The 14,894-nt window shown below is 74.1% G+C and carries 14 protein-coding genes; 11 read left to right on the top strand and 3 right to left on the bottom strand.

Features of this window, described 5'->3' with window-relative positions; translation table 11 throughout:
• Positions 1 to 67 precede the first annotated feature (67 nt).
• The 3 genes from CKY47_RS22765 to CKY47_RS22775 are packed head-to-tail and all read left to right on the top strand — an operon-like array spanning position 68 to position 2,929.
• On the top strand, positions 68 to 283 hold the full coding sequence (locus CKY47_RS22765) for an acyl carrier protein (RefSeq protein ID WP_306747999.1): 216 nt from the start codon (positions 68 to 70) through the stop codon (positions 281 to 283).
• A complete protein-coding gene (locus CKY47_RS22770; RefSeq protein ID WP_306748000.1) occupies positions 280 to 1,515 on the top strand; it encodes a beta-ketoacyl-[acyl-carrier-protein] synthase family protein in 1,236 nt (411 codons plus the stop codon). Before CKY47_RS22765 ends, CKY47_RS22770 begins: the two co-directional genes overlap by 4 nt.
• The gene (locus CKY47_RS22775; protein ID WP_306748001.1) at positions 1,508 to 2,929 is read left to right on the top strand and encodes a condensation domain-containing protein; all 1,422 of its coding nucleotides are present in this window, start codon (positions 1,508 to 1,510) and stop codon (positions 2,927 to 2,929) included. The genes CKY47_RS22770 and CKY47_RS22775 overlap by 8 nt, the downstream gene beginning before the upstream one ends.
• Positions 2,930 to 2,941: 12 nt before the next feature.
• On the opposite strand, the gene CKY47_RS22780 is transcribed toward CKY47_RS22775, so the two are convergent.
• Genes CKY47_RS22780 through CKY47_RS22790 form a run of 3 tightly spaced genes read right to left on the bottom strand, consistent with a single transcriptional unit; the run spans position 2,942 to position 4,968 of the window.
• Positions 2,942 to 3,733: a hypothetical protein gene (locus tag CKY47_RS22780; RefSeq protein WP_306748002.1), complete on the bottom strand. Its 792-nt coding sequence runs from the start codon at positions 3,731 to 3,733 to the stop codon at positions 2,942 to 2,944.
• Positions 3,730 to 4,011 carry a phosphopantetheine-binding protein gene (locus CKY47_RS22785; RefSeq protein WP_306748003.1) on the bottom strand — a complete coding sequence of 94 codons (282 nt, stop codon included), beginning with the start codon at positions 4,009 to 4,011 and terminating at the stop codon, positions 3,730 to 3,732. The genes CKY47_RS22780 and CKY47_RS22785 overlap by 4 nt, the downstream gene beginning before the upstream one ends.
• Positions 4,012 to 4,038: 27 nt before the next feature.
• A complete protein-coding gene (locus tag CKY47_RS22790; protein WP_306748005.1) occupies positions 4,039 to 4,968 on the bottom strand; it encodes a 3-oxoacyl-[acyl-carrier-protein] synthase III C-terminal domain-containing protein in 930 nt (309 codons plus the stop codon).
• Positions 4,969 to 5,025: 57 nt separating this feature from the next.
• Here CKY47_RS22790 and CKY47_RS22795 point away from each other — a divergent pair, with 57 nt between their 5' ends.
• The 8 genes from CKY47_RS22795 to CKY47_RS22830 all read left to right on the top strand — a co-directional run bounded on the left by CKY47_RS22795 (position 5,026) and on the right by CKY47_RS22830 (position 14,880).
• Positions 5,026 to 6,171: a glycosyltransferase gene (locus CKY47_RS22795; protein ID WP_306748006.1), complete on the top strand. Its 1,146-nt coding sequence runs from the start codon at positions 5,026 to 5,028 to the stop codon at positions 6,169 to 6,171.
• Positions 6,172 to 6,202: 31 nt separating this feature from the next.
• The gene (locus tag CKY47_RS22800; protein ID WP_306748009.1) at positions 6,203 to 7,072 is read left to right on the top strand and encodes a thioesterase domain-containing protein; all 870 of its coding nucleotides are present in this window, start codon (positions 6,203 to 6,205) and stop codon (positions 7,070 to 7,072) included.
• A 263-nt stretch (positions 7,073 to 7,335) separates the two neighbouring features.
• A complete protein-coding gene (locus tag CKY47_RS22805; RefSeq protein WP_306748012.1) occupies positions 7,336 to 8,982 on the top strand; it encodes a class I adenylate-forming enzyme family protein in 1,647 nt (548 codons plus the stop codon).
• Between the two features lie 3 nt (positions 8,983 to 8,985).
• The gene (locus CKY47_RS22810; RefSeq protein ID WP_306748014.1) at positions 8,986 to 10,623 is read left to right on the top strand and encodes a condensation domain-containing protein; all 1,638 of its coding nucleotides are present in this window, start codon (positions 8,986 to 8,988) and stop codon (positions 10,621 to 10,623) included.
• Positions 10,620 to 11,840, top strand: coding sequence for a cytochrome P450 (locus tag CKY47_RS22815; protein ID WP_306748016.1), 1,221 nt, complete (start codon positions 10,620 to 10,622; stop codon positions 11,838 to 11,840). Before CKY47_RS22810 ends, CKY47_RS22815 begins: the two co-directional genes overlap by 4 nt.
• Before the next feature lie 319 nt (positions 11,841 to 12,159).
• On the top strand, positions 12,160 to 13,569 hold the full coding sequence (locus CKY47_RS22820) for a class I adenylate-forming enzyme family protein (protein ID WP_306748018.1): 1,410 nt from the start codon (positions 12,160 to 12,162) through the stop codon (positions 13,567 to 13,569).
• A gap of 51 nt (positions 13,570 to 13,620) precedes the next feature.
• Positions 13,621 to 13,875: a hypothetical protein gene (locus CKY47_RS22825; RefSeq protein ID WP_306748019.1), complete on the top strand. Its 255-nt coding sequence runs from the start codon at positions 13,621 to 13,623 to the stop codon at positions 13,873 to 13,875.
• Positions 13,876 to 13,980: 105 nt separating this feature from the next.
• Positions 13,981 to 14,880, top strand: a complete 900-nt coding sequence (locus CKY47_RS22830) for a phytanoyl-CoA dioxygenase family protein (protein ID WP_306748020.1) — start codon at positions 13,981 to 13,983, stop codon at positions 14,878 to 14,880.
• Positions 14,881 to 14,894: the final 14 nt, after the last annotated feature.

The raw sequence follows: 14,894 nt of genomic DNA on the forward strand, positions 1-14,894 counted from the left end.
CTCGGGAAGGGAAGCGCTTGCCATGACTCCTGGGATTCGCCAGTTCCTCTTCGAATCGTTGACGGTCATGAAATACAGCACGGCCGACATGGACGACGACACGGTGCTGGGCCCGGCCGGGGCCGACCTCGAATCGCTCGCCCTGGCCGAGCTGTCCATGCGGGTCGAGGACCACTTCGGCGTCCGGTTCGACGAGGACGAGGCGGAGATGTTCGCCGCCATGACGGTCGGCGAGTTCTGCGCCGAGGTGGCGCGTCGCGTGCAGACCGCCTCCGCCACGTGAGCGAAACCGTTGCGGTGACGGGAATCGGGCTGGTCAGCCCGGTCGGCACGGCCGTGGAGGAGGTGTTCGAGGCGGTCTGCGCGGGCCGGTCCGGGCTCGTGCGGCCACCCGAGGGGCACGCGCTGCGCGGTGTCGTGGACGTGGCCGCGATCGGCCCGCCCGTCGATCCGGAGAGCGTCATCCCGCCGAAGGAAGCCCGCGTGGTGGACCGCTCGATCGTGATGGGGGTGCGGGCTGCCGAAGACGCCTTGGCGGACGCCGGGATCGAGGTGGGGCAGGATGTCGACCCGTACCGGGTCGCGGTCGTGCTCTCCGGGGTCGGTGGGCTCGAAACCCTTGCGCGGCAAGCGGTCGAGCGGTCGCAACGCGGTCGCCTCGGGGTCAGCCCTTTCATGCTGCCCGGCGTCCTGCCGAACATGGCGGCCGCGCGGGTCGCCATCAAGTTCGGCATCCGGGGGTACACGTCGTCCTCCGGCACGGCGTGCGCGGCGGGCGGGCAGTCGATCGGCGAGGCGGTGCGCATCCTCCGGTCCGGTGAGGCGGACGTGGTGGTGTGCGGGTGCACCGAGGCCCCGCTGTTCCCGACGTTCGCCGATGCCTTCGGCAACGCCCTCGCCCTTGCCCGGGGCTGGTCCGACCCGACCACCGCGAGCCGCCCGTTCGACCGGCGCCGCAACGGTTTCGTGCTCGGCGAAGGTGCCGGCGTGCTCGTGCTCGAACGCGCCGGGTTCGCCCGCGCGCGCGGCGCCGCGGTGCTCGCCCACGTGCTCGGCTGGGGTGCGACCAGCGACGGGTACCACCCGACCACGCCCCGCCCGGACGGCTCCGGCGCCGCGCAGAGCATGCGGATCGCGCTTCGGGATTCCGGTCTGTCCACGAGCGACATCGGCTACCTCAACGCGCACGGCACCGGCACGAAGGCCGGTGACTCCGCCGAGTCGGAGGCGATCAGGGGCGTGTACGGCGACGGCATGCCACCGGTCAGCTCGACCAAGGGGGTCACCGGGCACCTGCTCGGCGCCTCCGGGGTCGTCGAGGCCGCCATCGCCGTCACGGCCATGCGCGAGGGGCTGCTGCCGCCGACCCACAACCTGGACGACCCGGACCCGGCCTGCGACCTCAACCACGTCCGCGGCGAGCCGTCGGCCGCCGCGGTGGACGCGGTCATGTCCAACTCGTTCGGCTTCGGCGGTCACAACGTGAGCGTGGTCTTCGGGCGCGCCGATGGCTGAGCGGTTCACCGTCACCCGCGTCCCCGTGCGCTTCTCCGGACCGGGCGTGGGCACCGCGCCGTTGACCTGGGGGCAGAAGGCGATCCTCCGCGACGTGCGGGCGAGCGGCTGGACGAACAACATCAGCGGCGCGCACGCCTTGCCCGAGGGGGTGACCGTCGAGGACCTCGCCGAGCGCCTGGGCCGCGCCATGGGCAAGCACCCCGCGCTGCGGACCCGGCTGGGCGTGGACGAGGAGGGCGACGCCTGCCAGGTCGTGGCCGCGGCGGGCGTGGTCGACCTGGAGGTCGTGACCTTCGCCGACGAGTTGGACCGCGCCGACGCCGTCGACCACGGCAACCGGCTCTGGATCGACTGGCTGGTGGAGCCGATCGCGCCGTGGCCGCTGCGGATGGCCGTGGTGCGGCACCGGGGCGCGGCGGTGCACCTGGTGCTCGCCCTGGACCACCTGGTCGCCGACGGCACGGCCGCGCTGCTGGTGATGGCGGACCTCGGGCTCGGCGAGATGGTCGGCCACCCGGTGGACCCGCGCGCGATGACGACCGCGGAGCTCGCCCGTCACGAGCGGACGCCGCGGGTGCGGCGGATCGGCGACCGCGCCCTGCGCTACTGGGAGACGCAGTTGCGGACGCTCCCGCCGGCGGCCCCCGGCGGGCCGGGACGCCCCGGGGACCGGCCGGCGCGGCGGTGCCGGACCGCGCGGTTCCACTCGCCGGCCGCGCACCTCGCCGTGCTCTCCATCGCCCGCCGGACCCGCACCGACACCTCGGTGGTCCTGCTCGCGCTGATCGCCATCGCGATCGGGGCGGTCACCGACGCCGACCCGGTCGTCGCGAACCTCGTCACCGGCAACCGCTTCCGGCCCGGCCTCGCCGACGTCATCGGCTCGCTGAGCCAGGACACCGTGCTGACCATCGGCCTCGGCGGCACGGTGGACGACGTGGTGGCGCGGACCCGCCGGGCGGCGACGGTCGCCTGGTTGCAGGCGTACTACGACCCGGACCGGCTGGACGAGCTGATCGCGAGGCTCGACGCCGAGCGCGGCCACCCCGCCCGGGTCGCCTACCGGATCAGCGACCGGCGCTTCAGCACCAGGTCGGCGACCGAGGCGATGGCGCGCGAGGCGCGCGTGACGGAGGACGCCGTCCGTGCCAGGCTGCCGGAGACGTTCGTCAAGTGGGACGGGCACCGGTACGACGTGGACGAGCAGCTGTTCGTCGCCGTCGAGGACCGCGCGGAGACCGTGTACCTGCACCTGGTCTACGACTCGACCGCGTTCACCGGGGAGCGGGCGGAAGCCCTGTTGCGCTCGGTGGAGGAGGTGGCGGTGCGCGCCGCGTTCGACCCCGACGCGCCACCGGGCCCACCGCTCCGCCCAGCACCGTCCACAACGGACTCAGCCGTGGCACCGTGACCGGGCGGCGGCTCAGGCGCGCACCGGGACGGCCGCGAAGCTGAGGTAGCGCAACCCGTGGTCGTAGTCGCCGAGGACCACCACGTCCGCCGACGCGTCGAGCGCCCCGGCCAGGTGCCACCACACGCCCGTGGTCGGCTGCCCCGCCGGTACCCGCACGTGCTCCGGGGGACCGGGCCACACCGCGGCGAGCGCGTCGCTCAGCACGACCCGCGCGTCCCGGCCGGCCGACAGCCCGGCGACCGCGGCGGAGGCCAGTCCCGGCACGGCTCCCGGCTCCACGCCGGTGTACTGGCGCAGGTCCTCCGCCCCGGCGTCCGGGCCGCCGCCGAACAGCAGGGCGACACCCCGGTGCCCGGCAGGCAGGGGCGCTGCGGACGCGTAGGGCAGGGACGCCTGTTCCACCACCACCAGCAACGCCCGCCGCGCGCCGTGGGCGCGGATGACGCGCAGGCCGGTGAACGGCGTCGCGCTGCCCTGGTCGCAGAGGGCGAACGACAGCGGCGCACCGGGGCACAGGTGGCTGAGGTAGGTCGCGGTGGCCCGGCCCGGCCACATGTCGTGCACGGAGAACGCCAGCACCAGCAGGTCGACCGGTTCGTCCGCCGGCACTGCCGCCACCAGCGCCTTCGCCATCTCGCCGTACGACTGGCCGGCCGGCTCCGGTCCGGTTTCCACCCCGAAGGGCCGGGCCATGTCGGCGAAGTAGGCGGCAACCTCGTCCCGGTGGCCGTCGTCGTCGAGGACGCCGGCCCTGCCGGTGAAGCTCCCGCGCTCGGCGCGGAGCAGGCGCACCCCGCTCACCAGGGCCGGCTGTGGCCGGCGATGAACGTCGCCAGCTCGCCGACGGTGCGCAGTTCGTCCGGGCGCATCTTCTCGACGTCGATCTGGATGCCCACCTGCTCCTCCACCTCCAGCAGCAGCTCCAACCCCATCGAGGAGCTGACGCCGAGCCCGTCGGCCATGTCGACGTCCTCGGTGATCGGCTCGTCGCGCTCCACCAGCCGGGCGAGCACGGCGGTCATGGCCTCGACCACGCGGTGGCGCAGGTCGGCGTCGAGCTGTGCGTCGGGTGCGGTCATGTCGGCCTCCGGGTGCGGGACGGGGGATCAGTGCTGGAACACCATCGCGGAGAACGTGGCCCCGGCTCCGGCGCCGACGGTCGCGACGAGGTAGTGGCCGCCTTCGCGCAGCAGGCCGCGTTCCCGGGCCGTGCGGTAGTTGACGAACGCGTCGGCGCAGAACAGGTGGCCGTTCTCGGCCACGTTGGACAGCAGCACGCGCCGCACCGGGAAGTCGAGCAGCAGGCACAGGCGCTGCCAGGTCACGACGTTCACGTTGTGCGGCAGGACGAGGTCCAGGTCGTCCAGCGCGAGACCGGCCTCGGCCACGGCCCGGCGCACGACCTCGGCCAGCGCCGGGCGGTACTCGCGCTGGAACCTGTCGGACTGCTCGCCGAACTCGGTGTCGAACTCGCCGCGCTGGGCGCACACGTAGGACAGCAGCCGGTCGCGCGGACCACCGGCGCTCACCAGGCACGCGGCCGAGCCCTCGCCGAACAGCGACGTCCCCGGCAGCAGTCGGGCGTCGCGGGTGAACGCCTTCTCGCCCGTCAGCACCAGCGCCAGGGCGTCATCGGCCGGATCGGCGGCGAGCAGCCGGCCCGCCAGCTCGACCGCCAGCAGACCACTTGCGCAACTTTGTTGTGTGACCGTGAAAGCGAGGGCGTGGCCGAGTCCCAGCTCGCGGCACAGGTCGTGCAGCGGGTTGTGCGGGTACGGCGCCACGACGGGCATCGCGCGGCCGTGGACGACGTACCGGACGCGGTGTTCGTTGCCGCGGAACGCGGTCAGCCCGTCGACCGCGGCGCGCAGCAGTTCGACCAGCGACCGCTCCGGGTCGAACCGGACCTGGTCGAGCCCGTGGAACCGCCGGAAGAGCCTGACCTGGATGTCGGTCAGCCCGAGCGGGGCGGCCAGGTCTTCGAGAGGGGCGCGGAAAGCCGGTGTGTACACCGACACCGCGTCGAGAGCGGTCACACTTCGGGATCACACCACGTCGTTCCGGTGAACGTCAATGTGTGCCATCATGTTGTGGTGTCGCGGTTTCTGCTCGTCGTACTGCCGCTGCAAGGTCACCTCTACCCCATGCTCGCGATCGGGCAGGAGCTTGCCCGCGCGGGCCACGACGTCGTCTGGTGCGGCCCGGAGAACGTGCTGCGCCCGCTCGTCGGTCCGGATGCGACGGTGCACGCCACCGGCGTGCGCGCGTACCGGCGCTACGACGAGACCGGCATGGCCGGTCTGCGCGCGCTCTGGGACGGCTACCTGCTCCCGTTCGCGCGCTTCACGCTCGGCCCCGTGGACGAGGCGGTGGCGCTGCACCGGCCGGACGTCGTCGTGACCGAGCAGTACGCGCTGGCCGGGGGTCTGGTCGCGCACCGCCGCGGCGTGCGGTGGGCGACCCTGTGCACCGGCACGCTCGAACTGACCCCGCCCGAGGACCTGCCGGAGTTCGACGACTTCGTCGCGGACCGGGTGGCCCGGGCCGTGGCGATGGCCGGGCTGCCCGCCGACGCCCCGGTCGACCCCCGGTTCTCGCCGCACCTGGTGATCGCCCTGATGACCAGGGGACTCGTGGGCGACGCCGGGCTGCCCGACCGCTGCGTGCTCACCGGCGCGGCGCTGGGGCCGAGGCCGAACGCCCCGGGGTTCCCCTGGCACCTGTGGGACCACGACCGCCGCCACGTGCTGGTGACGGTCGGCACCCTCGTCGGCCACATGATCGGCGACTTCTACGAGCGGGCGGCGGCGGTGCTGGCGCCCCTGGCGGACGAGGTGCAGGCGGTGTTCGTCACCTCGGGCGTGGCCGCGGAGTCGTTCCCCGACAACGCGATCGTCGCCGAGCTGGTGCCGATGCTCGACCTGATGCCGAAGCTGGACGCGGTCGTGTGCCACGCGGGAGGCGCCGTCAACGAGGCGCTCGCCTTCGGGGTCCCGATGGTCGTGGCCCCGGTGCGGGCCGAGCAGGTGGCGTTGGCGCGGCAGGTCGCCAGGTCGGGGGCGGGTGTCGAGGTCCCGATCCTCGACGTCACGGTGGCCGAGCTGGACGCCGCGCTGCGGGCGGTCCTCGACGGACCCGACCACCGGGACGCCGCCCGTCGGATCGCGGCGGAGTTCGCCGCCGCCGGAGGAGCGGCCGCGGCCGCGGCGCACCTCGTCGGGTTGGCGTCCGGCGCATGACGGAGAGGACGGTCGGGTGGACAGGTCCGGGGTGAGCGCGTTACCGGCGGCCAGGGAGTTCGCGTGGGCAAGGCAGCGGCGCGCCGACCTGCGCGCCGCGGGCGGGGTCCTCGACCCGGTGCTGACGTTGCGGGCCGGCGGTGACGGGCCCGCCCTGTTCTGCGCGCCGCCGCTGGTCGGCGCGAGCTGGTGCTACCTCGCGCTGCTGCCGCACCTCGCACCGGAGCACCCGGTGCACGGGCTCCAGTCGCGCGGGCTGCGCAGGCCCGAGCCGCTGCCGGTGGACATGGCCGAGTTGGCGCGGGACTTCGCCGACCGCATCAGGATCACCCAGCCACACGGCCCGTATCACCTGTTCGGCTGGTCCAACGGCGGGAACACGGCGCACGCGATCGCCGAGGAGCTGGAGCGGCGCGGTCACGAGGTCGGCCTGCTCGCCATCGCCGACGCCACGCCGCACCTGCCGCACACCCTCAGCGTGGCCGACGACAACCTGTGGCTGCTGTGCGACTTCGTGCTCCGCGAGTTCGGCTACCAACCGGTGATCGAGCCGGACGACCCCGACCCCGTCGCCCGGCTGCTGGAGGTGGTCCGGGCAAGGCCGGGGCTGGGGCTGCACGAGTGGCCGGACCGCCAGCTGCTCGCGCTGCCGAGGGTGATCAGGAACAACGTCGCGGTGGCGCAACGGCACCGGCCGGGGCGGGTGCGCTGCCCGGTGCTGTTCTTCGCCGCCACCGCCGGCCCGCGGACCACCGGGTCGAAGCTGGCGTCCTGGGCGGAGCACGTGAGCCGGCCGATCGACGTGGTCGAGGTGGACTGCGAGCACGAGCACATGCTCCTCCCCGAGCCGGTCGCGCGGATCGGCGCGGCCCTCACCGCCCACCTGGCCGCACCCTCCTGACCGCGTCCTCCCGACCGCCCGGAAGCGTCCGCGCGGACGGCGGAAACGTCCGAAAGCCCGATTGCCACGGGGGAATCGCGTACCTACTCTCGGTGGAGGGGTCCGCGGACACCGACGCCGGTCCACGAGATCGGCGACCGGGATCGCGGCCGGGGATGTGAGCGGACCGTCCACATCGAACCGGGGCCGGCGCGGGCCCCGGAGCACGTCGTCGCGACGCGGGAGCGTCGGTGGTCCATCCAGTTCTTCGACCGGGAGGTCCCATGAGTCGGGCGAACCTGCGCACCGCGTTGGCGCGGGACCCGCGGCTCGGCGCGGGCAACGTGCTGCCCATGCTGCTGGAGCACGGCGCGGACCCGGACACCCCGCGGATGACCTTCGACGTCGACGTGGACGGCATCCCCGCGTGGACGCCGCTGTCCCTGCGCGACCTGGTCGAACGGGTCGCGGCGCGGGCGGACTGGTTCGCGCGCAAGGGGATCGGGCGGCGGGACCCGGTCGCGGTGTTCGTCACCTCGGCGGCCGACGTGTTCCTCAACTTCTTCGCGCTCAACCACCTCGGCGCGATCCCGGCGCTGATGAACGGCGGCATGCCGATCGAGGTCGCCGCGGAGTTCGTCCGCCGGCTGCGCGCGGTCGGCGTGGTGCTCGACGCCGACCACGCCGCGCTGCGGGACCACGAACTCGGCGTGCCCGTCCTGGGCGACGCGGCGGACACCGGCACCGGCGACCCGCACCGGGCGCCGCCGCCCTACCGCCACCACGACGACGACCCCGTGGCCATCACGCACTCCTCCGGCACCACCCGGATGCCCACGCCGGTCGTGCACTCGCACCACAGCCTGTTCGCCGCCGTGCGCGCGGTGCGGCTCACCGAAGCCAGGCCGCACGGGCCGGTGCGCGAGATGTCGGTGCTGCCCGCCGCGCACGCGGCCGGGATCATCGTGGTGAACCAGGCGCTGTGCAACGGCTACGAGCTGCTGTGCCTGTCCGCGCAGGGCGGGCCGTTCGAGTGCAGCGGCGAGGTCGTGCTGGACGCCATCGAGCGGTGGCGGCCGACCGGCGTGTTCGGCTTCGCGGTCACCTGGGCCGAGCTGGCGCGGTTCGACCTGTCGGAGCGGGACCTCGGCTCGGTGCGGAACTGGTCGAGCACCGGCGACTGCGCGCACGAGCCGCACATCCGGAAGCTGGTCGCGGTGGGCAGCCACCCGGTCTGGACCCCGGACGGAGTGGTCGACCGGCCCGGCTCGAAGTTCATCGACACGCTCGGCTCGACCGAGATGGGGCACAGCGCGTTCGCCATCAGCCACCGGCCCGGCAGCGACCGCTACGACCGCTGCGTCGGCAAGCCGTACCCGTTCGCCGAGGTGGCGCTGCTGGACGTGACGACGGGCGAGGAGGTGCCGGTCGGCCAGGTCGGGCAATGCGGGCTGAAGTCGCCCACGCTCGCGCCCGGCTACTGGAACGACTCGGCCGCCACCTACCGCAACAGGCTCAACGGCTACTACCTGACCGGCGACCTGATGTACCGCGACGAGGAAGGGTACTACTACCACCTCGACCGCGCCAACGACGCGATCGACCTGGGCGACGGGAACTGGCTCTACACCGCGCTGTCCGAGGAGCGCGTCCTCGCCCGCTGCCCGGACGTCCGCGACTGCACGGTCCTCGCGGCGAAACCGGAGGGCGGTCCCGCGGTCACCGACGTGCTGCTGGTCCTGCACGAGGGCGGCGACCCCGAGCTCGACCGCGGTGAGGCGGTCCGCTCCGCCCTCGGCGAGGCGGTGGCGCGCACGGTGCGCCGGGTCGACGTCGTGCCCGACGGCCGGCTGACGGTGGGTCCCACCGGGAAGGTGCGCAAGTTCCTGATGCGCCAACGGGTCCTGGCGGACGCGCCACGCGGGAGGTAGCTCGTGAGGTATCCGCTGTCGTTCGCGCAGCGGCGGTCGCGGGAGCGGCCGTCGGCGCCGGCCTGCGTCGCGTGGCTCGACGGTCCGCTGGACCCCGACGCCCTGCGCCGCGCCCTGGACGTCGTGGTCGCCCGACACCCGGTGCTCCGGACCCGCTTCACCGACGCCGAGCAGGTGGTCGCCCCCACCGGCGGCGTGGTGGTCGAGCACGTCGTGCTCCCCGGTGGTCCCGGCGACGTGGCGCGGGCCGAGGCGATCGCCGTCGACCTGGCCGCGCGACCGTTCGACCTCGGACGCGCGCCGCTGCTGCGGGTCGCGCTGGTCGAACTCGGACCGGAACGCCGGCTGTTCGCGCTGGTGGCGCACGGAGCCGTCGTCGACGCCGCCGCGGTGGGGATGCTGCTCGCCGACCTGGCCGTCGCGTACCGGGGCGGCACGCCCGCGCCGGCTCCGTGGATGGACTACGGCGACTACGCGCTGTGGCAGAGGGAGCGGCTGCGCGGCGAGGAGCTGGAGCGCCTGCTGGACCACTGGCGCGCGGTGCTGCGCGACGCGCCCCCGGCGCTGTCCTTCGAGCGCGGACCGGGCGGGCGGCTGACCGCGGTGGTACCCGCCGCCACGCCGCCGGTGGAGCTGCTCGCCGGGTACGCGGTGGTGCTGGCGCGGCACACCGGGCAGGCGGACCTCGTGATCGCGGTGCCGGTGAGCGGCCGGACCCGGGTGGAGCTGGAGCCGATCGTCGGCCCGTTCGCCGACGCGGTCCCGGTCCGGGTGTCGGTGGCGGGCTCGTCGACCTTCGCCGAACTGCTGGCACGGGTGCGGGACGCGGCGGAGACCGCGATCGCGCACGACGAGGTGCCGCTCGACATGCTCGCCGGGGAACTGGGCCTGGACCTCCGCGACGACGCGGTGAGGTTCGCGTTCCGGCCGCCCGAGGTGCTCGCACCGGACTTCCCCGGTGTGCGGAGCCGGGTCCTGCCCGTGCCGGCCGACGGGGCCGACCTCGACCTGGTCGCGGGGGAGGACGGCGTGGTGACCCTGGCGCACCGCGTCGACCCGCGGTTCGCCGAGTGGCTGCTGGGATCGGTGGTGGCGGTGGTGGAGGAGGCCGGGCGGGCGCCGGACACCCCGCTGTCGGACCTGCCGCTGCTGCCGGTGGAGGGGGCCGCGTTCCCGACCGGCGTGCCGCGCGGGACGCGCCCGGCCTCGGCGTACGACGGACGGGCGGTGGCGCACGCCCCCGGCCCGGTCGCGGGCGACGACGGCGCGCCGGCGGGTGGCGGCGTCCCGTCGCGTGACGGGATCGAGAGGACCATGGCCGCGATCTGGGCGGAGCTGCTCCGCACCACCGAGCCGATCGGCGTGCACGACAACCTGTTCGGCCGCGGCGGCGGCTCGTTGACCGCGGTCCGCTTCGCGTCCCGGATCGCCGACGCCTACGGCGTCGCCCTGCCGATGGACCGCATCATCACCTCGCCCACGATCGCGGCGCTCGCCGAGTTCGTGTCGGCCGAGCTGACGCCCGCGGACGACGTCGAAGCCGGCCTGGCGGCGTTGTCCGACGCGGAGCTGGACGACCTGCTGCGCGCGGTCACGGCCACCCGGGACCGCCGCCGGACCGCCGAGGGGGACACGCGGTGAGCGCGACGTCGAGCACGGCGTGGCTGCGGGAGCTGCTGGGCGAGGACGGGCGCCGCGACCCGTACCCGCTCTACGCCCGCCTGCACGAGCGGGGACCGGCGGTGGCGCTGGCGCCGGGCGACAGGCACGCCGCCATCGTCCACGGCCACGACGCCGTCGGCCGGGTCCTGCGCGACCCGAACTTCCACGTGCTGGACGCGGAGTACCTGGACCGGGGCAGCACCCGGTGGCGCGCGCACCCCGCCGTGCGCACCATGCAGGACTCCGTCTTCAACGACAGCGGTGACCACCTCGCCCGCACCCGCCGCGTGTTCGGCCAGGCGTTCGGCGCCACCCGCGTGTCCACCCTGGAACCGATGATCACCCGCCGCACCGACCACCTGCTCGACCTGCTCGCGGCCGAAGGCGACGGGGGTGCGCCGGTCGACTTCATGACGCGGTTCGCCCTGCGCCTGCCCAGCGACGTCATCGGCGAGGTGCTGGGCGTCCCCGAGGGGGACCGGGCGGGTTTCCCCGAGCGCGTCAGGACCTTCGACGCGATCCTGGAACTCGGCCAGCGCACCTTCCGCGAGCTGCGCGCGGCGGACACCGCGGCGGAGGAGCTGACCTCCTACTTCGCCGGCCTCCTCGCCGCCCGCCGGGCGGAACCCCGGGACGACCTCATCTCCGTCCTGGCCGCGGCCCGCGGCCTGGCCGAGCCCGTGCTGCTGGCCAACCTGGTCGTCGTGTTCAACGCCGGGTTCCGCACCACGGCGAACCTGCTCGGCAACGGCCTGCACCTCCTGCTCACGCACCCCGACGCGCTCGACGCCCTCCGCGCCGACCCCTCCGCGGCGTCCTCGTGCGTCGAGGAGGTCCTCCGCTTCGACCCGCCGGTCCACTTCGCCGTCCGCTACGCGGTCGAGGACACCGAGGTCGCGGGGGTAGAGGTGCCGCGCGGGCGGACGGTCCTGATCCTCACCGCCGCCGCCAACCGGGACCCCGGCCGGTTCGCCGATCCCGACCGGTTCGACCCGACCCGCGCCGACAACCACCACTACGCGTTCAGCGCCGGCCCGCACTTCTGCGTCGGCGCGGCACTGGGCCGGGTGGAGGGGCGGATCGCGCTCGCCCGCCTGGTGACCCGTTTCCCCTCCCTCGCCCTCGCGGCCCCGCCGCGCCCGCGCCGCCACTTCATGCTCCGCGGGCACGACCGCTTGGAAGTCCTGTGCCGGTGAACGCCGGCACCCGCGCGAATACGGTCGACGGGCACCCGCGCCCGGGGGTTCCGCCGGTATTCGGCTGATCGAACCGGATGCGCCGGGGAATTCGCCGCAGAATATCGCGGGGGCTGGCGGGAATTTCCGCGACCTGGTCGCGGTCCATCACGGAGCGCACTGGCGGGCCTGGCCGTTCGGCGGTGCAATTATCCGCCGCCGATTGGCCGATGGTGTCCCGCGTGAACCGTGACGTACGATTCTTCTCACTGGGACCGCGGTTGAGCGGAAACTATTGCGCAAATGTTTCGATAAATGCGCGGACAAGGCGGGAGACCCGATGACCGGAGGTCTGGCGTCGACCGGAGCGGAACTGGCGACGAGTCCGGAATGGGTCGACGAGATCCTGCTGCGCGGCGCGGACGACGATATCTGCCTCTATTCGGGCGGACCGCTCGACCGGGGGACGCTGCGGCGGATGGTCGCCCAACGGCAAGCACGCCTGGCGGACGCCGGACTGCGCGCGGGCGGGTCGCTCGCCCTGCGACTGCCGCCGTCGACGGCGTACGTGGCGAACCTGCTCGCCGCGTGGCGCACCGGCGCCCAGGTGATCCTCCTCGACCACCGCCTCACCGCGTTCGAAGCCGATCTCGCGCTCCGCAGGCTCGCACCGCGGGTGGTGGTCGAGCCGGGACGGATCACGAGCAGCCCGTTGAGCGCGTTCGCCGAGGTGGAGGAGACCGTCACGGTGCGGGACGGCCGCGACGCCGCGACACCGCACGCCGTGGTCCAGCTCAGCTCCGGCTCCACCGGCCCGTCCAAGGTGATCGGCCGGACGGCCGCCGACCTGGTCGCCGAGATCGAGCGGTACACCCGGATCGACGGCGTGCCGCTGCCGGGCGAGCGGGTCGTCGTGCTGGCCTCCATGGTGCACGTGCTCGGCCTGGTCGGCGGCCTGCTGTACGGCCTGCACGCCGGCGTGCAGGTCAGACCGCCCGAACGGCTCACCGGCGACGGCGTGCTCGACGCGATCGCCGCCGACCCCGCCCCCGCGACCGTGCTCGGCGTGCCGTTCCACATCGGACTGCTCGCCTCCGTGGCGGACCCGCCCCCGCTGCCGCAGCTCAAGCGGATGACCACCGGGGGCGAGGCGGTGCCCGCCGCGACCGCCGCCGCCTTCACCGCCAAGTACGGCGTGCCGCTGGGCAACATGTGGGGCATGACCGAGGTCGGCGTGATCGCCACCGACCTGTCCGGCGAGCACCGGCCCGCCCTCACCCCGGCGCCCGGGCTCGCGGTGGTCGAACGCGACGGGGAGCTGCTGGTGAGCCGGCCGGAGTCGCCGTACGTCGGCCCGTCCGACCCGGACCGGTGGGCGGACGGCTGGCTGCGCACCAAGGACGCGGGCGTGGTCGACCCGGCCACCGGCCTGGTCACCGTCAAGGGGCGCCTCGACTCGCAGGTGTCGGTCGGCGGGCTGAAGGTCGACCTGACCGAGGTCGAGGCGACGCTCGCCGGACTGCCGGGAGTGGTGGCGGCCGTCGTGCTGCACGACGACGTCGTCACGGCCTACGCGCAGCTCGCCGCCCCGGCCACCGCCGAGGCCGTCCGGGCGGGTCTGGTCGAACGGCTCGCCGCGTACAAGAGACCGCGCCGGCTGCACGTGCTCGACGCGATGCCGCGCACCACCACGGGAAAACTGGTCCGCGACCGCTCGGTGCTCCGCCAGGCCGCTCGCGGGGGAAGGTGATCCGATGAGGACGCAGGTCGTCGCCTCCGCCACCCGCGACGGGGCACCGCGGTGAGCCGCGACGGGACACCCGACCGGGACGACGTCCTGGCGATGCTCGCCGGGCTCGACGGCAGGCCCCCGGAGGACGTCCCCGAGATGATCGAGTCGATGGAACTGGCCTGGCTGGTGCACCAGGTGGAGCAGCGCTACGGCGTGCGCGTGCAACTCGACGGCGACCAGTACGGCCGCATGACCACCGTCTCGGGAGCCGCGGACGTGCTCCGGGAAGTGATCGGGATGCCTGATGAACACGTCCGGGACTGACCACGTCGGACCGCGCGCCGGTGACGCGGGGCGGAGCGCGCCCGGCCCCGGCGCGGCGGAGCGGGGCGGACCACCCGGCACGACGGCCACGTGAAGGAGACCGCGGTGAACGAGTTCGCCCTGACCGGGCGGGAGCGCGCCCTGCTCCCGTCGGACGACGACGTCCGGTTCTACGCCGAGCACGGCTGGTACCTGTCGGAGAAGCTCCTCTCCGACGCCGAGGTCGAGGAGCTGGGCGCGGCGGTCGACCGGTACTACGCGGGGGAGCGGAGCCGCCTGCTGCCGACCCGCCCCGACCGGCTGGCCTACTGGACGCCCGAGCACGCCGACGTCCAGCGCCACAACGACTACGTGCACCACGAGAGCGACGCGATCGCCAAGGCGCTGCTCAAACCGCTGATCGGCGCGGTGGCCGCGCGCCTGGCGGAGGTCGACGAGATCCGGGTGTTCCAGTCGACCCTGATCCACAAGCCGCCGATCGCCGAGGAGCCGTCGAACATCGTGCCCTGGCACTTCGACAAGCACTACTGGTCGTCGTCCTCGTCGGACCGGATGCTCACCGCGTTCATCCCGCTGCACGACTGCGACGAGGAACTGGGCACCATCACGATGGTCGACGGCAGCCACCTCTGGGAGGAGGTCGGGTCGGACGACAGCGCCACGAAGCACTTCGCCGAGCGCGACGCGTCCCACCTGGAGGACCTGCTCACCGCCAACGCCGCGCACAACGGCGCCGAGGTCGTGAAGATCCCGATGATCATCCCCAAGGGGCACATGAGCTTCCACCACTGCCGGACCTACCACGGCAGCGGGCCCAACCGCGCGAACCGGCCGCGCCAGGCCATCTCGCTGCACCTCCAGGACGGCGACAACGCCTACCGCGAGTTCCGCCTGTCCGACGGTGGCCTCGCCTTCTACAACCACGACGCCCTCGTGCGCCGCACGCCGGACGGCAGGCCGGACTACGCCGACCCGGAGTTCTGCCCGCCCGTGTGGCGTGCCTGAGCGGCGGGGCGGGG

Origin of the sequence: Saccharothrix longispora, assembly GCF_030852425.1 — a bacterium.
Lineage (GTDB): Bacteria > Actinomycetota > Actinomycetes > Mycobacteriales > Pseudonocardiaceae > Actinosynnema > Actinosynnema longispora.